Source organism: Arthrobacter sp. Rue61a (assembly GCF_000294695.2).
GTDB classification, from domain to species: Bacteria; Actinomycetota; Actinomycetes; order Actinomycetales; family Micrococcaceae; genus Arthrobacter; species Arthrobacter aurescens_A.
In genome coordinates this window covers 1,416,754-1,443,177 of record NC_018531.1, presented here as the reverse complement: position 1 = coordinate 1,443,177, position 26,424 = coordinate 1,416,754, and the positions used below count along the sequence as shown (strand labels likewise).

Here is a 26,424-nt window from a genome sequence, read left to right as displayed (position 1 = left end):
CATGTTACTGACGGGTAACATAGTGATGGCTTTGGCTTGAACGCGGAAAATTGTAGGGTTTCTACAGCGGTTCGCGGCAAAGGCGTCACTAGACTGGCCTGCGGGGCCTGTTCTTTGTACGGAAGCTACTTAAGTCAGCTACTTATCCGAACCCGGAATTGCGCCAGCGAAAATCAGCTACAGAGCCGGAGACACTTGATGAGCCACGATCTGACAACGACAGCGGGAAAGATTGCCGACTTCCGCGACCGCCAGGCCCGTGCGGAACAGCCTTCCGGCCCGGAAGCGATCGAAAAGCAGCACGCGCGCGGCAAGAACACCGCCCGCGAACGCATCGACCTCCTGGTTGACCCCGGATCGTTCGTCGAGTTCGACGCCCTCGCAGTCCACCGTTCCACCGCCTTCGGCATGGAGAAGAAGAAGCCGCTGGGTGACGGTGTTGTTTCCGGCTACGGCACAGTGGACGGCCGCCTGATCGCCATCTACAGCCAGGACTTCAGTGTCTACGGCGGCTCACTGAGCCAGGTCAACGGCGAAAAGATCGTCAAGGTCCAGGAATTCGCCCTCCGCAACGGCTGCCCGGTTGTGGGCATTAACGACGGCGGCGGCGCACGAATCCAGGAAGGCGTCGCCTCGCTGGCCATGTTCGCGGACATCTTCCGCAACAACGTCCATGCTTCCGGCGTGGTCCCCCAGATCTCCCTCATCATGGGCCCGTGCGCCGGTGGCGCCGCCTACTCCCCCGCCCTGACCGACTACGTGGTCATGGTGGACAAGACGTCCCACATGTTCATCACCGGACCGGACGTCATCAAGACCGTCACCGGCGAAGACGTGGACATGGAAACCCTCGGTGGCGCCCGCCAGCACAATGCCACCACAGGTACCTCCACCTACCTGGCATCGGATGAAGCTGACGCCATTGAGTTCGTGCGCGAGCTCCTGGACTTCCTCCCCTCCAACAACCTGTCCGAGGCCCCCGTGGTGGAGCACGACCAGGAACTGGAACTCAACGACGACGACCACTCGCTTGACGGCCTGATCCCCGATTCCGCCAACCAGCCTTACGACATGCGCAAAGTCATCGAACAGATTGTTGACGACGCCCACTTCCTTGAGATGCAGTCGCTGTACGCTCCCAACGTGATGATCGGCTACGGCCGCGTCGAGGGACACACCGTGGGCATCGTGGCCAACCAGCCCATGCAGTTCGCGGGAACGCTGGACATCTCGGCCTCGGAGAAAGCCGCCCGCTTTGTCCGTCACTGCGACGCGTTCAACATCCCCATCATCACGCTGGTAGACGTCCCCGGCTTCCTGCCCGGCAAAGATCAGGAGTTCCAAGGCATCATCCGCCGCGGCGCCAAGCTCCTTTACGCCTACGCAGAGGCAACAGTTCCGAAGCTCACGGTCATCACCCGTAAGGCCTATGGTGGCGCGTACATCGTGATGGGCTCCAAGAAGCTGGGCGCGGACCTGAACCTCGCGTGGCCCACCGCGCAGATTGGCGTCATGGGCGCCCAGGGTGCAGTGAACATCCTTTACCGTCGCGATCTCGCTGCCGTTGCCGAGGCCGGCGGCGACGTCGAAGCCAAGCGCGCCGAGATCATCCAAGGCTACGAGGAAGAACTCCTCAACCCGTACCAGGCAGCACAGCTGGGCTACGTTGACGCAGTCATCGCTCCCTCGGACACTCGCCTGCAGATCATCCGCGGCCTCCGCGCCCTCCGCGACAAGCGCGCGAGCCTGCCCACCAAGAAGCACGGAAACATCCCCCTGTGAGCGCGCCAAAGCATCGCGCCGACTCGGCGCCCGCCGAAGCACCCGCTGAACCCATGTTCTCGGTGGTCAAGGGCGAGCCGACGGCCGAAGAGCTCGCGGCGCTTGCCGCCGTCGTGCTTTCCTTGGGCGCCCCGCAAGAGGTTGCCGCGTCCAAACCGAACGTCCGGCACTGGGTGCGTCGCCAGCAACTGCGTCTGGATCCCACGCCGGGTCCAGGTGCGTGGAAGCGCAGCCGGGGTTAATTCCCTCGCGTGTAGAAAAGTTCAACAACCCTTTCACGTAAGCGGCGTCGCGGTTAGGCTCTGTGGGTGACTACTGCAAACACTCCCGTACGCCCTAAGTCCGCCATCGATGCCGTCGCTGACGCGTACACAGAAAAGCTGATCGAACTCAATCCCAGCTTCGCCACCACACTGGGATTGCCGGGACACGAAACCGAATACCAGGACTACTCACCGGCCGGGGCAGCAGCCCATGCGGAGGCCACAAGGTTGGCCCTGGATGCTCTGGCAGGCCTTGAGCCTTCCGATGATGTGGACGCTGTCACCCTCGATGCCATGCGGGAACGACTCGGCCTGGAACTGGAAATCCACCAGTCCGGCTGGGATGCAGCCGACCTCAACAACATCGCCTCGCCCGCCCAGGACATCCGTGCCATCTTCGACCTCATGCCCACGGACACGGTTGAACACTGGGAGCACATCGCGGGCCGCGCCGCCAACGTACCCGGTGCGATTGAGGGCTACATTGCGTCCTTGCGCGCCGCAAAAGACGACCGCAAGGTAGCCGCAGCACGCCAGATTCGGATCGTCATCGAACAAACCGGCCGGTACGCCGCCGAGGACGGCTTCTTCGCCAAGATGGCCGCAGACGCATCCCTTGGTGATGCGCCGCTGCCCGCCGAAGTCCAAGACAAGCTCGACGCCGGCACATCCGCCGCGCGGTCAGCGTACAGCGCCCTGGGAGCCTTCCTCCGCGACGAACTCCTCCCCGTCGCCCCCGAAAAGGACGCCGTGGGCCGCGAACGCTACTCCCTGGCCTCCCGTTCATTCATCGGCGCCGAAGTCGACCTGGAAGAGACCTACGCCTGGGGAGTCCAAGAGCTCGAGCGGCTCATCAGCGAGCAGGAGAAAGTTGCCGGCCAGATCAAGCCCGGTGCATCGATCGAGGAAGCCAAGAGCATCCTCAACAACGATCCCGCCCGCCAGATCAAAGGCACGGACGCACTTAAGGCCTGGATGCAGGAACTCTCCGACCGTGCCGTGTCCGAACTCGCCGACGTCCACTTCGACATCCCGGACGTCATGAAGACCCTCGAGTGCATGATCGCGCCCACCGACGAGGGCGGCATCTACTACACCGGACCGTCGGACGACTTCTCCCGGCCCGGCCGCATGTGGTGGTCCGTACCCGCCGGCGAAGACACCTTCACCACCTGGTCCGAAACCACCACGGTGTTCCACGAAGGCGTTCCCGGCCACCACCTCCAAGTGGCCACGGCAACCTACCGGCGTGAACTCCTCAACAACTGGCGCCGGAACGTCTGCTGGGTTTCCGGCCACGGCGAAGGCTGGGCACTCTACGCCGAACAACTCATGCTGGAACTGGGCTACCTCAAGGACCCGGGCGATCATATGGGCATGCTGGACGGGCAGCGCATGCGCGCAGCCCGCGTGGTGTTCGACATCGGCGTCCACTTGGAACTCCCCGTCCCCGAACGTTGGGGCACCGGCACCTGGACACCCGAGAAGGGATTCGACTTCCTCAAAGCCAACCTCGACATCAGCGAAGGCCAGCTTCAGTTCGAATTCACCCGCTACCTCGGATGGCCGGGCCAGGCGCCGTCCTACAAAGTGGGGCAGCGTTTGTGGGAGCAGATCCGCGCCGAGCTTGAATCCCGCGAAGGCTTCGACTTGAAGTCCTTCCACAGCAAAGCGCTGAACATCGGATCGGTCGGTTTGGACGTCCTGCGCCGGGCGCTGCTGGGCTGAGGCTCATGCGCTTCCGGCCATTGGCCTTTAGGCGGGTTCTAACTGGGGGCGGGCTTTAGCTGGGGCTGGGCGGGTTCGCGCCCGCTCCCGCCCCGCGCACCCCTTCGGCGTCAAAAGCGCACCCTTTCCCCCATTTCGCACCAGAGGTTACGGGTGCGATCGGCGGAAAGTGGTGCGCTGGCTACAACGCCGCCACCAGGACGGAGCCCGGCGGGCGCAACCCCAGTCCCAGACACACTCATTCCCGCGCCGCGCACCCCTTCCCGTCCCGCGCACCCCTTCGGCGCCAGGAGCGCACCCTTTCCCGTCCCGCGCACCCCTTCGGCGCCAGGAGCGCACCCTTTCCCCCTTCCCGCCCCGCGCATCTGATCGCTCTTTCGGCAGAGATCATCGCCACACCGCTTCCGGGAATAACTTCACACACGCCCCACTCAGGGCCGGAAATGCGGGGATCAACCGGCAACGACGTTCCCAAGCGCGCGTAACATTTCTCAACGTTCGTTCGCTATGTTATTTGAGAAGCACCTAACGTGTTCCGGTGAGCACCTCAACCAACACTTCCCCAGCAGCTGGCAAGACCGGCTTCCGGCTCCCCAAGTGGGCCGGTTCCTTCGGCGTCCAGATCATCGCAGCCCTCATCATCGGCCTCGTCCTCGGCCTTATTGCCAAGTACACGGGCAGCACCAAGACCGCCCCCAACGGCCTCGGCGCTACTCTCCAAACGATCGGCTCCAGCTACGTCTCGTTGCTGCAGACCGCCGTCGTTCCTTTGATTTTCACCGCCGTGGTGAGCTCCATTGCGAATCTGCGTCAGGTCTCCAACGCTGCCCGACTCGCATGGAACACGCTGCTCTGGTTCGCCATCACTTCGCTGGTTTCGGTGCTGATCGGCATTGGGCTGGGCGTCCTCCTGCAGCCCGGCGCAGCCACGGGTATCACCGAAGAGGCCAAGTACACAGGTAAGACCGGCGACTGGTGGGCCTTCCTGATCGGCCTGTTCCCCAAGAACTTCCTTGGACTCGGTGCCAGCTCCACCGTCACTGAAAGTGCCAACGCCGCCACAACGGTCAGCACTGCAGTCAACTTCAACGTGCTCCAGATCCTGGTGATCGCCATCGCCATCGGCGTTGCAGCCCTCAAGGTGGGCAAGCAGGCCGAAGCCTTCCTGACGTTCAACGCTTCCGCACTGGCCGTCATCCAGAAGGTCCTGTGGTGGATCATCCGTATCGCTCCGCTTGGCACCATCGGCCTGATCGGCAACGCTGTGGCCATCTACGGCTGGGACACCATCGGCTCCCTGGGTAAATTCACCGCAGCCATCTACATCGGTTTGGCCCTGGTGCTCTTTGTCCTTTACCCGATCCTGGTCCGCGTCCACGGCCTCTCCGTCAAGCAGTACTTCTCCGGTGTTTGGCCGGCCGTGCAGCTGGCCTTCGTCTCCCGCTCTTCCATCGGCACACTGCCGCTCACGCAGCGCGTCACTGAGCGGAACCTGGGCGTCCCCTCCGGCTACGCTTCCTTTGCCGTGCCGCTCGGTGCCACCACCAAGATGGACGGCTGCGCAGCAATCTACCCGGCCATTGCAGCGATTTTCGTGGCACAGTTCTTCGGCATCAACCTGGACTTCAGCCAGTACCTGCTCATCGTGCTGGTCTCCGTCCTCGGTTCCGCCGCTACGGCAGGTACCACCGGCGCCGTCGTCATGCTCACACTGACCCTGTCCACGCTGGGACTTCCGCTGGCCGGCGTCGGCCTTCTGCTGGCGATCGACCCCATCCTGGACATGGGCCGCACCGCCGTCAACGTGGCAGGCCAGGCACTGGTTCCCGCCATCGTGGCCAAGCGCCAAGGCATCCTGGACGAGTCGCTCTACAACGCACCCCGCAACGGTGCCGCATTCGCTGATGAGTTCGCCGCCGACAAGGCAGCGGCTGAAAACAACGAGCGCGAGCTGGCCGACTCAAAGGCCTAGGCTCAGCCTCTTTGGAACGGCGCAAATCCCCCGGGGAGTTCTCCCCGGGGGATTTCCCCGTTTAAGGGGTCAAGTCTGGATAGGCTCGGACCATGTTGATCGTCACCTCCAACGAAATCCCGGGCCACCGCATCGACGCCGTCTTTGGCGAAGTCATGGGCCTCACTGTCCGTTCACGCGATATTGGCTCACAGATGCTGGCCGGCTTCCGCTCCCTGGGCGGCGGCGAGCTGCCCGAAATGACCAAGGCCCTCTACGAAAGCCGCCAGGAAGTCATGGCACGCATGGTCAACGAAGCACAGCAGCGTGGCGCCAACGCCATCGTGGCCATGCGTTTCGACACCTCGGAAATGGGCACCAACTGGACCGAAGTGTGCGCCTACGGAACCGCCGTGTACGTGCTGCCGCTTGGAGAGGGTGAGCCCGGAGCCACCGGGCAGTCTGTTTACCTGACCAAGACGGCGGCCCAGCAGTCAGCCCAGCCCACTCCCCCGGCCCCGCCGGCTCCTCCGGCGCCGCCGCACCAGTTCTGAGCCAAGCCCTCCTTTGATCCCGCCCTAGCTTGCTCCCCTCTCCACTCAACGGGGAGGGGGAGCAAACGAAGGCGGGTTTTTCGTGCGCTCAAAGCCGCTCAAATTGCGCAGAGTGCAAACTTGCACTTAGTGTAAGTATGTGACCCAAACCAGTAGACAGGAAGCCGCTGCGGAGGTGTCCGCCACAGCTGAGCCCGCCGCGCCCTCACGGCGCGAACTCAACAAGGCGGCCACCCGCAGCTCTATCGCCTCCGCCGCCCTGGACCTTTTGCGCAGCAACGGGTCCGGCAATTTCACCGTGGAAGACATCGCAGCCAGCGCGGGTGTATCACGGCGAACCTTTTTCAACTACTTCCCCAGCCTTGAAGCCGCGCTGGCGTCCGTAGCCGACGGCTTCATGGACCACGCATTGGAACAGTTCCGGCTGCGTCCCAGAGACGAGTCCATCCTCGAATCCGCGCAGGCCGCCCTCATGGCCCTGGCCGATCCCATGTCCGTCGCCCCCATGGCCGAGTTGTTCAGCTTGACCCAGGACAACCGATCACTGGCCCGCTCCGAGTTGGAAGCCTGGGAACACTGCACCGAGCAGATCATTCACGCCGCCCGCAGCAGGCTCGGCACGGGCATCAGCGAGCTCTACCTTCATGCCCTCGCGGGTTCTGTGATCTCCTGCGGCAAAGCGGCGATGACCGTCTGGTTCGTCGAGCGCGGACCCGACCTCTCGGCGGAATCCCTGGCGGTCCTCCGCCAGCACCTCATCGATGCGATGGGTCTCCTCGGTGCCGGCTTCGCGCCGCCGTCGAACGCGTTCCCACAAGCCGCAACAGCCTCACCTTCCGTTCCAACCACCAAAGATCGGTTCTGACATGGCCTCGTTCCTCTACCGTCTCGGCAAGTTTTCGTATCGCCGCCGCTGGCTCGTCATCTCCATATGGCTGGCCGTCATGGTGGCAGTGGGCGGCTCGGCCGCAGCGTTCCACGGCACCATGTCCAACAACTTCACCATTCCGGGCACTGAAACCCAGCAGATGGCCGACAAACTCAAAGAGGCCCTGCCCGACTCCTCCGGCGGCTCTGCCAGCGTGGTCTTCGACGCCGGAGATGCCGGCTTTGACCAGGCCAAAAAAGACGCGGTCGCGGCTGCACTCACCAAGCTTGAAGCCATGCCTGACGTGCAGGGAACAGTGAACCCGTTCACCACCCAGGAGCAACTGGACAAGTCCGCCGGAGAGATCGCCGCCGGTGAGGCTCAGGCCGCCGAAGGGCAGACCCAGCTGGATGCCGCCCGCGCACAGTTGACCGCGGGCGAAGCGCAACTGGCAGGCGCCGAGCAGCAACTGGCAGCCTCCGGCCTGACGTCGGCACAGATTGAGGCGCAGCTGGCTCCGCAGCGCGCCGAACTCGCCGCGGCCAAGGAAAAGCTCGACGCCGGAACCAAGGAAGCAGCCGACGGCGCCACAGCGCTGGCACTGGGCAAGCGACAGCTCGAAGCCTCTCAAGGCCTACGTTTCGTGTCCAGCGACAACAAAGCCGCAATCGCACAGGTCCAGTTTAAGACCTCCATCAACGCCGTTGACCCCGCCGTCCGCGAGGAAGTTCAGGAGATCGTCCACGGCGTTTCGTCGGCAGGCGTCACGGCCTACGCCAGCAAGGAAATCACCGAGGACGTCTCGGAAATCTTCGGTGTAGCTGAAATCGTGGGCGTCGCTGTGGCTGCCCTGGTCCTGATCCTCATGCTCGGCACTCTCATCGCGGCCGGACTGCCCCTTGTCATGGCGCTGATCGGCGTTGCCGTAGGTGTCGGCGGAACGTTCGCGCTCACCAGCGTGATCGACATGAGCTCCATCTCCCCCATGCTTGCCCTGATGCTCGGCCTTGCGGTCGGCATCGACTACTCCCTGTTCATCGTCAACCGGCACCGCACACAGCTTCTGGCCGGCATGGACGGGGAAGAGTCCGCAGCACTGGCCACCGGGACGTCCGGCAACGCAGTGCTGTTCGCAGGCCTCACTGTCATCATCGCCCTCGCTGCCCTTGTGGTTCCCGGGTTGCCCTTCCTTGCAGTGATGGGTGTTGCCGCCGCAGCGACAGTCGGCGTAGCCGTCGTCGTGGCTTTGACGCTGACACCCGCCGTACTGGCCCTGATCGGCCGCCGACTTATCTCCAAGCGCGCTTGGGCCAAGGCCGAAAAGCACAACGCCGAGCCGGGCCACGAAGCTGCCGACCGTGAACTCGAAGAGAAGCGAAGCAGCGGAGGCTGGGGTGGCTTGGTCACGCGTCGTCCGTGGGTTGCCCTCGTAGCAAGCGTCGTTCTGTTAGGTGCCTTGGCGCTGCCTGCCTCCCAGCTGCGGCTGGCACTTCCCGACGGCGGTTCCGAGCCGGTCGATTCGCAGGCCTTCAAGGCGTATGACCTCACCCGCAGCAGCTTCGGTGAAGGCATGACCGGGCCCATCATCGTGGTGGGCGAGTTCCCCGAAGGCCTCAGCGAGAACGATGCCAAGAACAAGCAGTTCGACGTCGCGGATCAGCTCCGCAGCGTTGAGAATGTCATCGCCGCCGTTCCCATTGCACTGAGCGACGACCGCCGCACCGCCGTCTTCCAGGTCATCCCGAAGGAAGGTCCGGCCAGCGCCGGCACAGTGCAGGTGGTGTCCGATCTCCGCGCGAAGGGCACCGGCATCAGTGAGGACCTGGGCGTGAAAATCGGTTTGACCGGCCAGACGGCCGGCAACATCGATGTGTCCGAGAAACTTGGCGCCGCCTTGCCGCCGTACTTGGCGATCGTCGTCGGACTTTCACTGCTGCTGCTCCTTCTGGTGTTCCGCTCCATCGTGGTGCCGCTGCTGGCCACCGGCGGGTTCCTGCTATCCCTCGCTGCCGCGTTCGGTGCCGTGGTTGCTGTTTACCAGTGGGGTTGGCTGGGAGGCATCTTCGACGTCGCCAATCCAGGCGCTGTCCTGAGCTTCCTGCCCATCATCCTGATCGGCGTGCTGTTCGGACTCGCGATGGACTACCAGGTGTTTATTACATCCGGCATGCGGGAGTCGTTCATGCACGGTGAGTCCGCCAAGCATGCTGTCCGCTCCGGGTTCAGCCACGCGGCAGCCGTTGTCACCGCGGCCGCGATCATCATGGTCAGCGTGTTCTCCGGCTTCATCTTCAGCCACCTCACCATGGTCCGGCCGCTTGGCTTCGCGATGGCATTCGGTGTGCTGATCGACGCCTTCGTGGTTCGCATGACCATCGTCCCCGCAGTGATGTATCTCTTGGGCGAGAAGGCCTGGTGGCTGCCCAAATGGCTGGAACGCATCCTCCCTGACGTGGATGTTGAAGGCGCCAAGCTGGAGCGGAGCGACCGTTCAAAAGCCGGATCCGAGGAACTGGTCCATTAACCCTCTCTCACATCACAGCTGATATATCCGAACGCTCGCTCACTTGCTTCAGGCAAGTGAGCGAGCGTTCGGTTTAAGCACGCGGGATGTGAGAGAGGGTTCGCCGTAAGCACGCGGGATGTGAGAGAGGGTTCGTATTAGGCTGGGAGGCGTGACCCGATTGATCCTTGCCTCCCAGTCCCCTGCCCGCACCAAGCTCCTCACGGAAGCCGGGATCCGGCATGACGTCCTGGTGTCGGACGTTGATGAGGATGCGGTGCAGGCAAAATACGGTGTGACGGACGCCCACGACACCGCTTTGTTGCTGGCACGGGCCAAAGCCGAAGCCGTCGCAGCCCTCCCCGAAGCCGAAGGTGCCTTGGTCATCGGCTGCGACTCTGTCTTTGAGTTCGACGGCGAGTCCCACGGCAAGCCCTACACGGCGGAGGTCGCCCGGGAACGGATGCTGCGCATGAGCGGCTCGCAGGGGGTGCTTCACACAGGGCATTGGCTGGTTGACTGCCGGGACACCGCCGCTGACGCAGACGAGGATGCAGCAGGTGACGAGACCCCCGAAGGCACGGGCGCCACAGTCGGAGCGGTTTCGAGCGCCGAGGTCCACTTCGCCCGGATGAGCAGCAACGACATCGACGCCTACATCGCCACTGGAGAGCCCCTTCATTGCGCGGGCTCCTTCACCATCGACGGTTTGGGCGGGGCCTTCATCCGCAAGGTGGACGGCGACCCGCACGCCGTCGTCGGGCTTTCCATTTCCACACTCCGGGACCTGCTGGTCCACGCGAACGTTGGCATCACGGAGCTGTGGGACGCGAATAGCCAGTAAAGGCAATTTGTAGCAACCCTACAAAGGAACATCGCCTCACACACGGAATCCCCCATCAATATGGGCGGAACCCTCACAATCGCGCTAGGCTCCTCAAGGACAGAAGGAGTCAACAACTTGTCAGCTAACCCGGCGCAGCCCATTTCCAGCCCTCTCACCAAGGTCTTGATTGCCAACCGCGGCGAAATCGCGGTCCGCATCATCCGAGCCGCCCGGGACGAAGGCATTGCCTCCGTAGCCGTTTACGCCGACCCCGACCGCGACGCCCTCCATGTCCGCCTCGCCGACGAAGCCTACGCTTTGGGTGGCAACACCGCCGCCGAGTCGTACTTGGTGATGGACAAGATCATCGACGTCGCCAAGCAGTCAGGCGCCGACGGCATCCACCCCGGCTACGGGTTCCTCGCGGAGAACGCCGAGTTCGCGGCTAAGGTCATTGAAGCTGGCATCACGTGGATCGGCCCGTCCCCCGAGGCCATCTCGGCCTTGGGCGATAAGGTTCAGGCCCGGCATATTGCCGAAAAGGTGGGCGCTCCCCTGGTTCCCGGCACCGCCGACCCCGTTGAGTCCGCGGACGAGATCCTGAAGTTTGCTGAGGAGTTTGGCCTCCCCGTTGCCATCAAGGCAGCTTTCGGCGGTGGTGGTCGCGGCATCAAGGTTGCCCGCACCATGGACGAGATCCCGGAGCTGTACGAATCCGCAGTCCGTGAAGCCGTCGCAGCTTTCGGCCGCGGCGAATGCTTCATCGAGCGCTTCCTCGACGCTCCCCGCCACGTTGAGACCCAGTGCCTGGCCGACGCATACGGCAACGTCGTGGTGGTTTCCACCCGCGACTGCTCGTTGCAGCGCCGCAACCAGAAGCTCGTGGAGGAAGCTCCTGCTCCTTACCTGAGCGAAGAGCAGAACAAGCGACTGTACGAGTCTTCCAAGGCCATCCTGAAGGAAGCCAACTACTTAGGCGCGGGCACCTGCGAGTTCCTGGTGGGCCAGGACGGCACTATTTCCTTCCTTGAGGTCAACACCCGCCTCCAGGTGGAGCACTGCGTCTCCGAGGAAGTCACGGGCATCGACCTCGTCCGCGAGCAGTTCCGCATCGCCCGCGGTGAAGCGCTTGGCTATGACGACCCCGAGGTCCGCGGCCACTCCTTCGAGTTCCGCATCACCGGCGAGGACCCGGGACGCAACTTCATGCCCGCCCCCGGCACCATCACCACTCTGAAGAACCCGACGGGACCCGGCGTCCGGATCGATTCCGGCATTGAGCAGGGCGACGTCATCAGCGGCAACTTCGACTCGATGCTCTCCAAGCTGATCGTCACTGGCGCTTCCCGCGAGCAAGCCCTTCAGCGTTCACGTCGCGCCCTTGAAGAGATGGTGGTGGAGGGTATTCCCACCGTCATCCCGTTCGACCTCGCCGTGGTCACCGATCCCGCCTTTGCCCCGGCGGAAGGACCGTTCAAGGTTCACACGCGCTGGATCGAGACCGAGTTCGTCAACAGCCTCCCGGCATGGTCGGCAAGTGGTGCCGGTACTGAAACGCCCGACGCCGGTGAGCGCCAGCGCGTCGTCGTCGAGGTTGGCGGCAAGCGCCTTGAGGTCGTCCTGCCGTCCGGCCTGGGTGGCGGCGTCGCCGCGGTTTCCAGCGGTTCAGGCTCCAAGTCCGGCAAATCCAAGAAACGCTCCCGCTCGGCTGGTGCCACGGCTGCAGCTGCCGGTGGCAATGCCCTGACGTCCCCCATGCAGGGCACCATCGTCAAGGTGGCAGCCTCGGAAGGTGACGTTGTGGCCGAGGGCGATCTGATCGTGGTCCTGGAAGCCATGAAGATGGAGCAGCCCCTGACCGCCCACAAGGCCGGTACTGTGCGTGGCCTTGCTGCCACCGCCGGTGAGACCGTTGCCGCCGGCGCAGTCATCGCGACCATCGAGGATTAACGCCAAGAACCTCTTAACGACGCCGGCCCCGCACCGTTTGGTGCGGGGCCGACGTCGTAAGCGGGGTACTTAGGCGACGTTGTTCTCGTAGTCCATGTCCTTGGTTTCGCGGGTCAGCCAGAGCGCGATGAAGGTGACCACCGCAGCGGCGGCCATGTAGACACCTACCAGCCACGTGCTGCCGTTGGCTGCGGACCAGAGGGCAATTGCCACGAACGATGCCGGGGCGGCTCCGATCATGGAGGACAGGTTGTACGCCACAGCCGAGCCCGTGTAGCGGACGTTGGCCGGGAACAGTTCCGGAAGGATCGCCGCCATGGGACCGAAGGTCAGGCCCATGAGCGTGAAGCCCACAATGAGGCCAACCATCGCCGCTGCCTGGCCGGGACCAAACATGGTGAACCAGAGCGCACCGAACACGAAGATGCCGGCGGTGACGCCCAGCAGGAACTTTCGGCGGCCCCACTTCTCAGCGAGCGGTCCGGAGACCACGGTGAAGATGCCGAAGAAGACGACGCCGATGATCAGCATCCAGAGGAAATCGGACCGGGTGATTCCCAGGCCGGGGACGAACGCCGCGATCTGTTCTGCCGTCATGGGTGTGCCGGCCTTCTCAGCGGCTGCCTGCGCACCGGCCAGGGTGGGCTTGGTGCCGTAAGACAGCGTGAACGTAGTCATGATGTAGAACAGCACGTAGGTGGCAAACATGATGAACGTACCGGCCACCACGGGGCGCCAGTGGCTCTTGAGTGTGGCGGCGAGGGGCACCTTCTGCACCTTTTCTTGCTCGATCACCTTGGTGAAGGAGGCGCTCTCCACCAGCTTCAGTCGAACGTAAAGGCCCACCACAACCAGCACCGCGCTGAGAATGAATGGAACACGCCAACCCCACGCAAGGAACTCTTCCGCGCTGAGCGACACGTTCATCCAGATGAAGATGACGTTGGCGATGATGAAGCCGATGGGTGCACCCAACTGAGGGAACGTTCCGTAGATGGCGCGCTTACCTTCGGGGGCGTTCTCGGTGGCCAGCAACGCTGCGCCTGACCATTCTCCGCCCAAAGCAAGGCCCTGGAAGAAGCGGAGGATAACCAGCATGATCGGGGCAAGGATGGCCCATCCCGGCATGGAGGCCGTGGGCAGGAGACCGATGAGGAACGTGGCGATACCCATGGTCAACAGCGAGGCGACCAGGGTGCCCTTGCGGCCGATCTTGTCACCGAAGTGGCCGAACACCACTGCGCCAATGGGTCGGGCGAAGAAGGCAACACCGAAGATGGCGAACGCACTGAGCAGCGCGTTGATGTCAGTGGCGTCGGGGAAGAAGAGCTTGGGGAAGACGAGTACTGACGCGGTGGCGTAGGCGTAGAAATCGTAGAACTCGATCGTCGTGCCGATCAGGCTCGCGAAGATCACCTTGCCCCGTGAGTTCACTGGCTTAGTGGACTCACCTTCCTTGGATGGTGCGGTGGAAGACATGTATTTGCAGCTTTCTTTTGCGCCGGCCGATGCCCCAGAACCTACCGGCGACGGATTATTCGAGAGTTCAATAATAGTTCCCGCTGTCCATTGACCGGACAACTAAGTCCAACATGCGGACACACAAGAAAATCTCACCTTGTGGTCCGCGCCACATTACCTCACCATTGCCTCACGCGCCGGTGACCCCGCCGATAGGGAAATGTCACAGCACGTTTACAAACGGCGCCCGTCCACGAAATGCGCGAAACCTACCTTGGAATAACAACGTCCCCCACCAAGGAGGCACTCCGTGACTGTTGACCGCTCCGCAGAAGAACTGGCCCCCGTCCAGTCCACTGCCACCGCCACCCCCACCCTTGAGCACCGCCCCGGCCGCTGGATTGCCAACTGGGACGCCGAAGACAAGGGCCAGTGGGAAGCCGAAGGCCGGTCCATCGCCAAGCGCAATCTCTACTGGTCGATCTTCGCCGAATTCCTCGGCTTCGTCGTCTGGCAGCTGTGGTCCATCGTGGTGGTCCAGCTCCCCGCAGCAGGCTTCACGTTCGACACTAACCAGATCTTCTGGCTCATCTCCATCCCCAGCCTCGTAGGCGCAACACTCCGAATCCCCTACACGTTCATGGTTCCCAAGTTCGGTGGCCGGAACTGGACCATCGTCTCGGCGCTCCTGCTCCTGATCCCACCACAGGCCTTGCCATCTGTGTGTCCAACCCGGAGACGCCCTTCGGTGTCATGCTCCTCATGGCCGCACTCGCCGGCTTCGGTGGCGGCAACTTCGCCAGCTCCATGGCCAACATCACCTTCTTCTACCCTGCCCGCGAAAAGGGTTGGGCGCTGGGCCTGAACGCGGCCGGCGGAAACCTTGGTGCAGCCGTCGCACAGCTTGTTGTCCCCATCGCCATCACCTTGCTGGCTGCCGGGACCGTCAACCTGCCGATGGCGGGCATCATCTGGATCCCACTGATCATCATCGCCGCTTTCGGCGCCTACAAGTACATGAACAACCTCACCAGCGCCAAGGGTGATGTGGCCGGTTCCCTGGCCGCCCTCAAGGAACCTCACCTGTGGATCATGGCGTTCCTCTACATCGGTACGTTCGGCTCATTCATCGGCTTCGCGGGCGTCTTCCCCAAGCTGATCAAGGACTACTTCCCGGACTTCTCCTCCATCCACGTCGGTGCCGTTGCATTGTCCCTTGCATTCCTCGGCCCGCTGGTCGGATCCTTGGCCCGTCCCTACGGCGGACGCATGGCCGACCGTATGGGTGGCGCCCGGATGACCATCGCCTCGTTCGCCTCCATGGCCGTCATCACCCTGACCATGATCTGGACCCTCCCACTGAAGAACTTCTGGCTCTTCCTCACCCTCTTCCTGCTACTCTTCCTGGCCAGCGGCTTTGGAAACGGCGCGACGTACCGCATGATCCCGGTCATCTTTGCAACGTCCAGCCGAGCAGCCCGTTCAGGCGCCACGAGCGCCACCACCGCACGGCTCGCTTCTTCCTCGTTGGGCCTGATCTCCGCGATCGGCGCCTACGGCGGCTTCGTCATCCCTCAGGTGCTCAATGCCTCCAACAGCGCCAGCGGCTCCTACACACCGGCGTTCTACGGATTCGTTGGAGCCTACGTCCTGATGCTCACCGTCTGCTGGGTCTGCTACATCCGCCCCGCCCAGAAGCGCAACATGATCGGACACATCTAGATGCCCAACGGCGCCGATACCCACTGCCCCTACTGCGCGCTCCAGTGCGCCATGACGCTGACCCCGGCTGCACCTGCAGCCGGGGCAGTGCCCGCGCCGGACGCAGCACCCGCCGCGCCCCTGGAAGTTTCCGGGCGTGACTTCCCCACTAACCGGGGCGGGCTGTGCCGCAAAGGCTGGACATCGGCGTCGTTGTTGCGTCACAACGGGCGCGTCACGGAGCCGATGCTCAAGGGATCGGACGGCGTGCACCAGCCCATCTCCTGGGACCAGGCGCTCATGCTCATCACGGCCGCCGTCAAAGACACCCAGCAGCAGTACGGGAACGACGCCGTCGGAGTCTTCGGCGGCGGCGGCCTCACCAATGAGAAGGCGTACATGCTGGGCAAGTTCGCCCGGCTGGCCCTGCGCACGTCAAGGATCGATTACAACGGCCGGTTCTGCATGTCTTCGGCCGCGGCTGCAGGCAACCGGGCGTTCGGCGTGGACCGCGGCCTCCCCTTCCCCGTCACGGACCTGGACACCGCGTCCGTGATCCTCATGCTCGGTTCCAACGTTGCCGAGACCATGCCTCCGTTCGTCCAGCACCTGCAAAGCGCCCGCGACGCCGGCGGGCTGATCGTTGTGGACCCTCGACGCTCGGCTACTGCTGCTTTCACGGGCGACGGCGGCGGCCTCCACCTGCAGCCGACGCCCGGCACCGATTTGGCGCTCCTTTTGGGCATCAGCCACGTGGTGGTGCACGAGGGACTCGCCGACGCCTCGTACATCGAGAAGAACACCAGCGGTTACGCAGCCGTGGTGCGCAGCCTCAATGCTTTCTGGCCGGAGCGCGTCCAGTCCATCACCGGCGTACCGGCCACCCTTATCCGCGAAACCGCACGCCGGCTCGCCCAAGGGGCCCGCGACGGTGGCAGCTACATCCTCAGCGGCCGTGGCGTGGAACAGCACGTGGACGGCACGGACACCGCCACCGCAGCCATCAACCTCAGCCTTCTCCTTGGTCTCCCCGGCTCGGCCCGCAGCGGCTACGGCACGTTGACTGGCCAGGGCAACGGCCAAGGCGGCCGCGAGCACGGCCAAAAGGCTGATCAGCTTCCCGGCTACCGCAAGATCGCCGATCCCGCTGCCCGCGCCCACGTCGCCGGCGTGTGGGGCGTCGACGAGTCGTTGATCCCCGGACCCGGCCTGCCCGCCGTCGAACTTCTCAAGTCGCTGGGAAAGCCCGACGGCGTCCGTTGCCTTTTCGTGCACGGCGCCAATGTGGTGGTGTCCGCTCCTGATACCAATGCAGTGATCCAGGGGCTCCGCAGCCTGGACTTCCTGGTGGTCTGCGACTTCTTCATGTCCGAGACGGCTGCCGAAGCGGATTTGGTTCTGCCGGTCACGCAGTGGGCCGAGGAAGAAGGAACGCTCACCAACCTTGAAGGGCGTGTGATTCGTCGCCGCCGCGCGCTAACCCCTCCCCCGGGTGTCCGCAGCGAGTTGTGGCTCATGGCCCGGCTTGCCGGGATGCTTGACGCTCCTTCAACGTTCAGCGATGACCCCGAGACCGTCTTCGAAGAGCTGCGCTTGGCTTCTGCTGGCGGCCTGGCTGACTACTCGGGCATCGATTACGCCATGCTGGACCGCGGCGAAGCTGCCTACTGGCCGTATCCGGTGGGCAGCACTGGTACCCCCAGGCTGTTCGGCGACGGATTCGCCCATGCTGACGGCCGGGCCGTCATGGTGCCGGTGACCCCGTCCAAGCGGGCTGTCCGTTCCTTTGCGGACGACTCACTGGCCCTTGCCACCGGCAGGCTTCTGGAGCACTACCAGTCCGGCGCCCAGACGCGCCGCGTGAGCGAACTCCTCGCATCGCAGCCCCAGGCCCGGCTCCTTATTCACCCGGCTACGGCGGCCTCGCGCGGCATTGCCGACGGCGACTACGCCACCGTCACGAACCAGCGCGGCGAAGTGCTTTGCCGTGCCGAGCTCAGCAACTCGGTCCGCCCGGACACCGTCTTTCTGCCGTTCCACTTCCCCGGCCAGGAAAACGCCAACCGCCTCACGGAGGCGGCCACAGATCCCATTTCCGGTATGCCGGAGTTCAAGACCAGCCGGGTATGGGTCCGGCGCGCGGTTTCCACCCAGGACCCGCACTCTTACACCGTCCCTGAGGGCACGCGGCTGCCACTGCACGTCAAGGAGGCATCATGAGCGAGCGCATTGTTGTTGTTGGATTCGGGCCGGTCGCTGCCCGGCTCGTGGACGAACTGCTCCCCGCTGTCCGCACCGGGCTGGTGCAGTTGCTGGTCATCGGGCAGGAAAGCGAAGCTGCCTATAACCGCGTCATGGTGGCTGAACTCGCTGTCGGCCGCACCACTGCCGAGGCTCTGGCCATGGCTGATGCGTCCGAATTGGAGTCCGACGGCGTGGAAGTGCGGTTGGGCGTGAAGGTCAAAAGGATCGACCGTGCCCGCCAGAACGTAGCGCTGTCCGATGGCAGCACTGAACACTACGACCGTCTGGTGTTCGCTACCGGGTCCCGTCCCGTGATTCCTAACCTGACCGGACTCAACCCGGATCCTTCCGGACCTGTGCTTCCAGCCGGCGTTACTGCTTTGCGCGATCTGAAGGACGCAGCCGTGGTCCGTGCCGCCGTCGCTGACGGCAAGCGCGTGGTGGTGCTTGGCGGCGGCGTGCTGGGCCTGGAGACTGCACTCGCGGCCGCCGAAGAAGGCGCGCAGGCCACTGTGGTTCACAACGGTCCCTTCCCGCTGGGGCGCAGCATCGACCGCGGCAGTGGCTCCGTGCTCACCAGCAGCCTGCGCGCCGGCGGCGTCCGGATAGCCGGCAACGCGCGTTCTACAGGCGTGGAAACGGCTGGTCCCGGCGGCAGCTTCTCCGCTCTGCTGCTGGATGACGGCTCCGCGATCGACGGCGACCTGCTGGTGTTGTCCTGTGGCGTCCGCCCCCGCATTGAACTGGCTGAGGGCTGTGGCCTTCCTGTGGGGTCCGGAATCCTGGTGGACCACCACCTGCGGGCCTATCACGAGCCCCACATGTTCGCGATTGGAGACTGCGCGGAAGTGCGGTGCCCGGACGCTGCCTGTGTCGAGTGCCGAACAGCCGGCGGGCCCTCAGGTTTGGTGGGTCCTGGTTGGCGTCAGGCCGAATGGTTGGCTGAATACCTCGTGGTCCTGGCCCGTGACGGCCAGGCCGCCGCCGAGGCACTGGAAGCCCTGCCCATGGAGAAGCCCGGAGTGGTGGTCTTGAAGGCGCGGGGCATCAACCTTGCGGTGGCAGGCGACAACCAGGCCGATCCTTGGGATGAGGAGCTCCTGGAAGCCGGTGCCGCGTCCGGGCGTGCCCGCCGGCAGATCTCCCAGTGGGCTGATCCTGAACACGGCCGCTACGTGAAGATGACCACCCGCGGCGGAGTGCTGGAAGGCTTGGTAGCGGTGGGCATGCCCCGGACCGCTGCTGAGCTTGTGGTGCTCTTCGAGCGTTCCTCGGAGCTGCCCGCTGACCGGTCCCTGCTGCTCCGCTTGGATGGACCCGACCAACTCGATGCCGGAGCCGCCACCAGCAACGATCCCCAGCGGACCGTGTGCCGCTGCGCCGGAGTGAGCGCGGCCAGCATCGAGACTTCCGTGGTGGAGGGCTGCAGTACCGTGGGCGAGGTCTCCAAGGCCACCCGCGCCGGAACAGGATGCGGGGGCTGCCACGAGGACATCAAGGGGATCATCGAAAAACATTTCCAAGCGGCTGCCGCCTGAGGCCGCATAGCTGGGCTACGAACCCCCCGGAAGGCTGCGAAATCGCTGGTCCGGAACCGCGGTCTCGCAGCTTTCCGGCGATCTCGCTGGTTTAGAATTCCCGAGTGAAGGTATCCGAACCCGCGCCCGGCGTCCATTTTGTTGAGGGGCCTGCGTCCAACTGGCTCATTGTCCGTGACGCTTCAGGCTTCATGTTGATCGACGGCGGCTATCCGGCGGACCGCGAGCTTGTCCTAGAGTCCATCCGAGGGCTCGGACTCGATCCCGCCGACGCCAAGGCAATGTTGATCACGCATGGACACGTGGACCATACAGGATCCGCGGCTTACTTCTCCCGGACCTTTGGCACACCCATCCTCTGCTCCCCCGAGGAACTTGCCCACGTTCAGGGCAAGGAGAAGCACCAGGTCACGTTCGGGCAGGTCCTCGTCAGGGCCTGGCGTCCCACGGTGTTCCGGTGGATGCTGCACGTCATCAAGGCCAAGGCCCTTCAGGCAGAGCCGGCCACGCACGCCGAAGCCTGGAAGCCCGAAAAGCTCAAGGACCTTCCGGGGCAGCCCCAAGCGATCCTTCTACCCGGGCACACCCCCGGCAACGTGGCCCTGCTGCTGCCAACAGCCGGGGCGATCGCCGTGGGCGACTCGTTCGTCAGCGGCCACCCGATCAGCACCACGTCCGGCCCGCAGATGTTGCACCGGATGTACCACTCGGACCCGGCCGCCGCGCTCGCTTCGGCACGCTCCCTCGCTGCTGTCCAGGCGAAGGTGATCCTGCCAGGCCACGGAACTGCCCTGCATATGCCATTGACTGAGGCCCTCGCCGTGCTGCAAGTGTAGGGCCTGCGGAGCCCGTTTCGATGGTTCCCTGCCAGGAGTGCCGTGCGCACGGCATGATCAGCAGGGAACCCCCGAAACGGGCGCCGGCGTTGGAGCTACATGTGCACGTGCAGGCGCCGCGCGGCCTCCGAGATGGACCCGGTCAGCGACGGGTACACCGTGAAGGCGCTGGCTACGTCATCCACGTGGAGCTTCTGGGTGACAGCCACGGAGATCGGGAAGATGAGCTCCGAAGCATTCGGGCCCACCACCACGCCACCGATTACGGTCCCGGATCCCTTGCGTGCAATGATCTTGACGAAGCCGTCCTTGGTGTTGCGCATCTTGGCTCGGGCGTTGCTCAGCAAGGACAACATCACCACGTCGCCCTGGTACTTGCCCGAAGCGAGGTCTGCTTCTGAAACACCCACCGAGGCGATCTCCGGAGACGTGAAGATGTTCGACGCCACTTGATTGAGCTTGAGCGGCTTCACGCCGTCGCCCATGAAGTGTGCGATCGCGATGCGGCCCTGCATGGCGGCAACGGATGCCAGGGCGAAGACACCCGTGCAGTCGCCGGCAGCGTAAATGTTGGGGGCAGTGGTGCGGGAAACGCCGTCCACCTTGATGTGCCCGGACTCTGTGAGCGTCACGCCGGCTTCTTCGAGGCCGATGCCGGCGGTGTTGGGGATGGAGCCGACACATACCAGGCAATGCGAACCTGTCACGATCGATCCGTCACCCAAGGTGACCTTAACGCCGTCGTCCGTTCGCTCCACTGCGTTTGCACGGGACTTCGACAGAACGCGCACGCCGCGACGTTCGAAGACGCCTTCCAGCAGCTTGGCGGCGTCCGTGTCCTCGCCCGGGAGAACCTGGTCGCGGCTGGAGATCAGCGTGACGTTGGAGCCCAGGCCGTTGTAGGCGGATGCGAACTCGGCACCGGTGACGCCCGAACCCACCACGATCAGTTCTTCGGGAAGCTCGTCCAGGTTGTAGATCTGCGCCCAGTTGAGGATGCGTTCGCCGTCGGGCTTGGCGGTGGGGAGTTCACGCGGATGAGCGCCGACAGCCAACAGAATGGCATCGGCATCGATGGTGCGGATTCCGTCGATGGTCAGGACCTCGATGGTGTTGTTGTCCAGCAGTTTGCCGGAACCAATAACGATCTCCACACCCAGGCGCTCAAGGCCTGCACGGATGTCATCGGACTGCCCATGGGCCAGATTAAGCACGCGATCGTTGATGTGCTTGAGGTCGGCACGGGGCTTCGAAGCCGTACCGTCGCCGTCGAACTTCACACCGAGTTCGTCCGCCTCACCGACGCGGGTCATGAGGTCGGCGGTGGCAATAAGGGTTTTGGAAGGCACGACGTCGGTCAGCACCGCGGAGCCGCCGAGGCCTGCCCGCTCGATGATCGTGACGTGCGCGCCGAGCGAGGCGGCCACCATGGCAGCTTCATATCCACCGGGACCACCTCCCAGGATCGCGATACGGGGGGCACTAAAGTCAACTTGGGTGGTCACAGTCCTCAATTCTCGCTCATTGCCACGCCGGTTGCCACCCAGCCGAACCTCACTCCACCCGGGTCCCTACCAAAGTGCTGTAGCCGCAAGGTAGCTTGTACCAGTGAGTAACACTGAGCTGATGAACACTGACCCCTTTGAGGCCGCGAAGGCCGCCGCGGACTTCATCGCCGCGGAGACCGGCGTCGAGTCCCATGACGTGGCCCTGGTGCTCGGATCCGGATGGGCGGAGGCTGCCGATCTGATCGGCGAAACCACCGCCACATTGAACGCATCCGAGGTCCCGGGCTTCCACAAACCAGCGGTGGTGGGCCATGTTGGCACCATCCGCTCCGTCCTCACCAAGGAGGGCAAGCGCGCCTTGGTGTTAGGCGCCCGGACCCATTACTACGAAGGCCGGGGTGTACGGTCCGTAGTCCACGGCGTCCGCACGGCCGCGGCTGCCGGTTGCAAGACTCTGGTCCTCACCAACGGTTGCGGCGGGCTCAACGAAGACTGGACCCCGGGCACACCCGTTCTCATCAGTGACCACATCAACCTCACCGCAACCTCACCCCTTGAGGGCGCAACGTTCGTTGACCTCACCGACCTCTACTCCTCCCGGATCCGCGAGCTCGCCCGCGAAGTCGACTCCTCCCTGCAGGAGGGCGTGTACGCGCAGTTCACGGGGCCCCACTACGAGACTCCGGCAGAGGTCCAATACGCCAAGCGGATCGGCGCAGACCTGGTGGGCATGTCCACCGCCTTGGAAGCCATCGCCGGCCGCCATGCAGGCATGGAAGTTTTCGGTATCTCCTTGGTCACCAACCTCGCAGCCGGCATCAGCCCGGTTCCTTTGAGCCACGCGGAAGTCTTGGAAGCCGGACACGCAGCGGGCAAGCGGATCTCCACGCTTCTGGCGGAGATCATCGCCAAGCTCTGACCGCTACCCACAACTTGCGGGGTCACCTAACGGGTGGCCCCGCATTGCTGTTTAAGGGTGTGCGCTAACAATTCCACAGCGGAAGTAAACGCACAGTAAATTCTCAGGAAGAATCCGGTAGGTGACGCAACATTTGACCCGCATCGCACAGAAATGTCACGCGCGCACGTTGGCAATGTAAGCGCTTGCGCAAGTACCGGCGGGTAACCGCAAATGCTTGCGAAACACCCTTTTGATTTGGGACCTAACACGTGTCTAGCGTGGAGAGCGTTCCGGTAAGTCGACGTGCCGGAGCCACCGCGGCGGATAGCTACAAAGCTTCCCCGCACCTCGAAACGATGGCGTCCTTCGATGACGCCTACAGCGGATCGATGGACGCCTGAGTAGAGAACCCCCAACAGGGGGTCAGGGCATGCGCCCCACTCCACGAAGTCCAACACTCCGCGAGAAGAGCAAGCATGAACACGCACTCAACCCCTCAACGGCCGCGCCGCCGGTTGCGACAGGCCGTAGCCCTCGCAGCGGCGGCAGGCGTGGCCGGCAGCATCCTGCTGGTGACGCCAGCCGCGCAGGCCAACCTCCCGGCAGACCCGCCGTCGAGCACTATGCCGGCTCCCACGCCCGGCTTCCCGCTGCCAACCACCCACACGCAGCAGGCATACGATCCCGCGGCTGACTTCACGTCCAAATGGACGCGAGCTGACGCCAAACAGATCATGGCCCAGAGCAACCCCAACGTTGCCCCCGGCCAGAACTCCATGAGCCCCAACGTCACCATGCCGGAAATCCCCAAGGACTTCCCGGCCATGAACGACGACGTCTGGGTCTGGGACACCTGGTCCCTGACGGACGAGAACGCAAACCAGATCAGCTACAAGGGCTGGGACGTCATCTTCGCCCTGGTTGCCGACCGGCACGCCGGATACGGCTTCGACCAGCGCCACTGGAACGCGCGGATCGGCTACTTCTTCCGGAAGACCAACGCCGATCCTGCCAAGGACAAATGGAACTACGGCGGACACTTGTTCCTGGACAACACGTCCATCGGCAACACTGAGTGGTCCGGTTCCACGCGCCTCATGCAGGGCAACAAGATCAACGTCTTCTACACCGCTACCACGTTCTACGACGTCGCTGAGCGAAATGCGGGCGGCGGCGGTATCGCTCCGGATGCCGTGATTGCCAAGGCACTGGGTAACATCCATGCCAACCAAAACGGCGTGACCTTCGACGGCTTCCAGCACACCAAACTGCTGGAGCCGGACGGAAAGCTGTACCAGAACAAAGCCCAGAACCCCGGCTTCGCGTTCCGTGACCCGTACACCTTCGCGGACCCGGCACATCCGGGCAAGACCTTCATGGTGTTCGAGGGCAACACCGGCGGCACCCGCGGCTCCTACAAGTGCAAGCAGGAAGACCTCGGCTACCAGCCGGGCGACCCCAACGCCGAAACCGTGGCCCAGGTCAACAGCACCGGCGCTTGGTACCAGACCGCAAACGTGGGCCTGGCAGTGGCGGACAACAAGGACCTCACCAAGTGGAGCTTCCTTCCGCCGATCCTGTCCGCCAACTGCGTCAACGACCAAACTGAGCGTCCGCAGATCTACATCCAGAACGAGAACGGCAAGAACAAGTACTACCTGTTCACCATCAGCCACCAGTTCACGTATGCAGATGGAATGCGCGGCCCCGACGGCGTGTACGGCTTTGTAGGCAACGGCGTCCGTTCGGACTACCAGCCGGTCAACAACAGCGGATTGGCCTTGGGCTCCCCGACGGACCTGAACATGCCGGCCAACGCGCCGGAGGGTCCGGATCCACGGCAGAACGGCCGCCAGTTCCAGGCCTATTCGCACTATGTGCAGCCCGGCGGCCTCGTCCAGTCCTTCATCGACAACGTGGACGGCGTCCGCGGCGGTTCCCTGTCACCCACCGTGAAGATGAACTTCAAGGCCGGCGTGACCCAGGTTGACCGCAGCTTCGGCCAGAACGGCCTCGGCCCGTTCGGCTACCTGCCCACCAACCTCCGCGTTGGCGGCGAAGGCCACTACAAGTAGGCCGTAACACCCTGGCCATGAGGCCGCGGCAGGGGTGTTGGCTCCAGAAGAGTCGGCATCCCTGCCACCCCCAAACCTTCAGGATTTCTCCCCCATGACTTACCCCAACCCCCACCTGTCCCGCCGCCACATGCTGGCCGCAAGTGCCGCCGTCGTGGTCGCCTTTTCTGCCGCGTCCTGCACAGCAAACCCGACGCCGGTGCCAACACCCTCGGGTCCGGCACCCACCGCTTCGGACCCTTGGCGGCCCGTAGCCCACCTGACGGCTGAGAAGAACTGGCTCAACGACCCCAACGGGCTCGTCTATCACGACGGGACCTACCACGCGTTTTATCAATACAACCCGCGTGGAAACTCGTGGGGCAACATGTCCTGGGGGCACTCCACCAGCAAGGATCTGATCCAGTGGGAACAGCAGCCCGTGGCCATGGAGGCGAGCCCTGAAGAAGAAATCTTCTCCGGCTGCATCGTGATGGATAAGAACAACGCTTCCGGTCTCGGCTCAGCCAAAAACCCACCCATGGTGGCTCTCTACACCAGCGCGTACGGTAAGAACGGCGCTCTCCCGCAAGGCGCGCAGGCACAGTCGGTGGCCTTCAGCTTGGATAACGGAACCACGTGGCAGAAGTACCAAGGAAACCCTGTTCTGAACCTCGCACCCACCAACAACAACTTTCGCGACCCCAAAGTCACGTGGTACGAGCCCGGTCGCTACTGGGTGATGACCACTGTGGTGGCCGACGCCCAGGTGGTCAAGATGTTCAAGTCCACGGACCTCCTCCGCTGGGAATACCTGAGCGATTTCTCCGGCGTCGGTGCCCAAGGCGGGCTCTGGGAAGTACCTGAACTCATCCAGATGAACGTGGAGGACTCCACCGCGAAGAAGTGGGTGATGCTCCTGAGCATCAACCCCGGCGGCATTGCGGGCGGTTCGGGCATGCAGTACTTCGTGGGCGAATTCGACGGGACGCGCTTTACGGCCGAAGATGCGGCCGCTCCCGACGCGCCGCTCGACGAATCCCAGTGGCTGGACCACGGCGCCGACTACTACGCCGCGAACTCCATCTCGGGCGCGCCCGGGGACAAACCCGTTCTTTTGGGGTGGATGGGCAATTGGGACTACGCCCAGGATGTGCCCACCACGCCATGGCGCGGCTCCATGGCAATTCCCCGCGAACTCACCTTGGTTCGGGGCGAGAAGAGGTTTGAGTTGCGATCCGCCATTGCCGGCGCTGCGCGGGAAGCGATGGAACACTCCGGTGAAGTGAAGAGCAAAAACCTCACCGTCGGCTCTTCACCGAAGGACCTTGGCCAGGACTTCAAGGGCCGTACGCAACTAATCGAGCTGGAGATGGACCTGACCTCAGCTCGCGAGGCGGGCGTTCTCCTCCGCCAATCATCCGGCTCCGACTCCGGGCTGCGCATCTCCTATAACAAGGAAACAGGCACTGTCAGGGTGGACCGTTCCAAGGCCGGAACCAGCAACTTCTCCGAGAAATTCAGCCCATTTCACCAAGTGGCCTTGCCCTCCCCCAGCAGCAAGGTCCATTTCATGATCCTCCTGGACTCGTCCTCGGTGGAAGTCTTCGCTGCGGGTGGAAGGGCAGTTGTTTCGGACACCTTCTTCCCGGACTGGGACAACACCGGTGCCTCGGTCTTCAGCATGGAGGGCGACACGGACTTCACGGTCACGTCCCGAACTCTCTAGACCCGCCGAGGGGCGGGATCTCACCCT

The 26,424-nt window shown here is 63.8% G+C and carries 18 protein-coding genes and 1 pseudogene; 17 read left to right on the top strand and 2 right to left on the bottom strand.

Annotation, left to right across the window (positions count from 1 at the left end; translation table 11 throughout):
- The first annotated feature begins 198 nt into the window (after positions 1–198).
- The 9 genes from ARUE_RS06675 to ARUE_RS06635 all read left to right on the top strand — a co-directional run bounded on the left by ARUE_RS06675 (position 199) and on the right by ARUE_RS06635 (position 12,425).
- Positions 199–1,782 (top strand): acyl-CoA carboxylase subunit beta, encoded by a 1,584-nt coding sequence (locus ARUE_RS06675; RefSeq protein ID WP_011774139.1) that lies wholly within the window; start codon positions 199–201, stop codon positions 1,780–1,782.
- Positions 1,779–2,024, top strand: coding sequence for an acyl-CoA carboxylase epsilon subunit (locus tag ARUE_RS06670; protein ID WP_043469952.1), 246 nt, complete (start codon positions 1,779–1,781; stop codon positions 2,022–2,024). Before ARUE_RS06675 ends, ARUE_RS06670 begins: the two co-directional genes overlap by 4 nt.
- Positions 2,025–2,090: 66 nt before the next feature.
- Positions 2,091–3,773, top strand: a complete 1,683-nt coding sequence (locus ARUE_RS06665; RefSeq protein ID WP_014921178.1) for a DUF885 domain-containing protein — start codon at positions 2,091–2,093, stop codon at positions 3,771–3,773.
- 538 nt (positions 3,774–4,311) lie between these two features.
- A complete protein-coding gene (locus tag ARUE_RS06660) occupies positions 4,312–5,745 on the top strand; it encodes a dicarboxylate/amino acid:cation symporter (RefSeq protein ID WP_011774136.1) in 1,434 nt (477 codons plus the stop codon).
- Positions 5,746–5,837: 92 nt separating this feature from the next.
- Positions 5,838–6,278 (top strand): YbjQ family protein, encoded by a 441-nt coding sequence (locus ARUE_RS06655; protein WP_011774135.1) that lies wholly within the window; start codon positions 5,838–5,840, stop codon positions 6,276–6,278.
- A gap of 175 nt (positions 6,279–6,453) precedes the next feature.
- Positions 6,454–7,143 (top strand): TetR family transcriptional regulator, encoded by a 690-nt coding sequence (locus ARUE_RS06650; RefSeq protein ID WP_011774134.1) that lies wholly within the window; start codon positions 6,454–6,456, stop codon positions 7,141–7,143.
- Between the two features lies 1 nt (position 7,144).
- Positions 7,145–9,670 (top strand): MMPL family transporter, encoded by a 2,526-nt coding sequence (locus tag ARUE_RS06645; protein WP_014921177.1) that lies wholly within the window; start codon positions 7,145–7,147, stop codon positions 9,668–9,670.
- A 151-nt stretch (positions 9,671–9,821) separates the two neighbouring features.
- Positions 9,822–10,493 (top strand): Maf family protein, encoded by a 672-nt coding sequence (locus ARUE_RS06640; protein ID WP_011774132.1) that lies wholly within the window; start codon positions 9,822–9,824, stop codon positions 10,491–10,493.
- A gap of 60 nt (positions 10,494–10,553) precedes the next feature.
- Positions 10,554–12,425 carry an acetyl/propionyl/methylcrotonyl-CoA carboxylase subunit alpha gene (locus tag ARUE_RS06635; RefSeq protein WP_014921175.1) on the top strand — a complete coding sequence of 624 codons (1,872 nt, stop codon included), beginning with the start codon at positions 10,554–10,556 and terminating at the stop codon, positions 12,423–12,425.
- Between the two features lie 69 nt (positions 12,426–12,494).
- Here the strand turns inward: ARUE_RS06635 and ARUE_RS06630 are convergent, their stop codons facing one another.
- A complete protein-coding gene (locus ARUE_RS06630) occupies positions 12,495–13,904 on the bottom strand; it encodes an MFS transporter (protein ID WP_011774130.1) in 1,410 nt (469 codons plus the stop codon).
- A gap of 292 nt (positions 13,905–14,196) precedes the next feature.
- Here ARUE_RS06630 and ARUE_RS06625 point away from each other — a divergent pair.
- The 4 genes and pseudogenes from ARUE_RS06625 to ARUE_RS06610 all read left to right on the top strand — a co-directional run bounded on the left by ARUE_RS06625 (position 14,197) and on the right by ARUE_RS06610 (position 20,205).
- Positions 14,197–15,608: pseudogene (locus tag ARUE_RS06625) on the top strand (MFS transporter).
- Entirely contained in the window at positions 15,609–17,807 is a 2,199-nt protein-coding gene (locus ARUE_RS06620) for a molybdopterin oxidoreductase family protein (RefSeq protein ID WP_014921173.1), read from the top strand. It begins immediately after the preceding pseudogene.
- On the top strand, positions 17,804–19,369 hold the full coding sequence (locus ARUE_RS06615) for an FAD-dependent oxidoreductase (protein ID WP_014921172.1): 1,566 nt from the start codon (positions 17,804–17,806) through the stop codon (positions 19,367–19,369). Before ARUE_RS06620 ends, ARUE_RS06615 begins: the two co-directional genes overlap by 4 nt.
- Before the next feature lie 104 nt (positions 19,370–19,473).
- On the top strand, positions 19,474–20,205 hold the full coding sequence (locus ARUE_RS06610) for an MBL fold metallo-hydrolase (RefSeq protein ID WP_014921171.1): 732 nt from the start codon (positions 19,474–19,476) through the stop codon (positions 20,203–20,205).
- A gap of 95 nt (positions 20,206–20,300) precedes the next feature.
- On the opposite strand, the gene ARUE_RS06605 is transcribed toward ARUE_RS06610, so the two are convergent.
- Positions 20,301–21,710, bottom strand: coding sequence for an NAD(P)H-quinone dehydrogenase (locus tag ARUE_RS06605; protein WP_011774125.1), 1,410 nt, complete (start codon positions 21,708–21,710; stop codon positions 20,301–20,303).
- A 121-nt stretch (positions 21,711–21,831) separates the two neighbouring features.
- Between ARUE_RS06605 and ARUE_RS06600 the strand changes: the two genes are divergently transcribed.
- The 4 genes from ARUE_RS06600 (at position 21,832) to ARUE_RS06590 (ending at position 26,397) form a co-directional block, all read left to right on the top strand.
- Positions 21,832–22,632, top strand: coding sequence for a purine-nucleoside phosphorylase (locus ARUE_RS06600; protein WP_014921168.1), 801 nt, complete (start codon positions 21,832–21,834; stop codon positions 22,630–22,632).
- 251 nt (positions 22,633–22,883) lie between these two features.
- Positions 22,884–23,015, top strand: coding sequence for a hypothetical protein (locus tag ARUE_RS24630; RefSeq protein WP_272941667.1), 132 nt, complete (start codon positions 22,884–22,886; stop codon positions 23,013–23,015).
- Between the two features lie 75 nt (positions 23,016–23,090).
- Positions 23,091–24,689 carry a glycoside hydrolase family 68 protein gene (locus tag ARUE_RS06595; protein WP_014921167.1) on the top strand — a complete coding sequence of 533 codons (1,599 nt, stop codon included), beginning with the start codon at positions 23,091–23,093 and terminating at the stop codon, positions 24,687–24,689.
- A gap of 94 nt (positions 24,690–24,783) precedes the next feature.
- Positions 24,784–26,397, top strand: a complete 1,614-nt coding sequence (locus ARUE_RS06590) for a glycoside hydrolase family 32 protein (RefSeq protein WP_286140279.1) — start codon at positions 24,784–24,786, stop codon at positions 26,395–26,397.
- The last annotated feature ends 27 nt before the right edge of the window (positions 26,398–26,424 follow it).

Bases quoted from the DNA above. Each gene is read 5' to 3' on its own strand.
- ARUE_RS06675 (WP_011774139.1), top strand. From the start codon at position 199: ATGAGCCACGATCTGACAACGACAGCGGGAAAGATTGCCGACTTCCGC.
- ARUE_RS06655 (WP_011774135.1), top strand. From the start codon at position 5,838: ATGTTGATCGTCACCTCCAACGAAATCCCGGGCCACCGCATCGACGCC.
- ARUE_RS06645 (WP_014921177.1), top strand. From the start codon at position 7,145: ATGGCCTCGTTCCTCTACCGTCTCGGCAAGTTTTCGTATCGCCGCCGC.
- ARUE_RS06635 (WP_014921175.1), top strand. From the start codon at position 10,554: ATGGGCGGAACCCTCACAATCGCGCTAGGCTCCTCAAGGACAGAAGGA.
- ARUE_RS06630 (WP_011774130.1), bottom strand. From the start codon at position 13,904: ATGTCTTCCACCGCACCATCCAAGGAAGGTGAGTCCACTAAGCCAGTG.
- ARUE_RS06620 (WP_014921173.1), top strand. From the start codon at position 15,609: ATGCCCAACGGCGCCGATACCCACTGCCCCTACTGCGCGCTCCAGTGC.
- ARUE_RS06615 (WP_014921172.1), top strand. From the start codon at position 17,804: ATGAGCGAGCGCATTGTTGTTGTTGGATTCGGGCCGGTCGCTGCCCGG.
- ARUE_RS06600 (WP_014921168.1), top strand. From the start codon at position 21,832: ATGAACACTGACCCCTTTGAGGCCGCGAAGGCCGCCGCGGACTTCATC.
- ARUE_RS06595 (WP_014921167.1), top strand. From the start codon at position 23,091: ATGAACACGCACTCAACCCCTCAACGGCCGCGCCGCCGGTTGCGACAG.
- ARUE_RS06590 (WP_286140279.1), top strand. From the start codon at position 24,784: ATGACTTACCCCAACCCCCACCTGTCCCGCCGCCACATGCTGGCCGCA.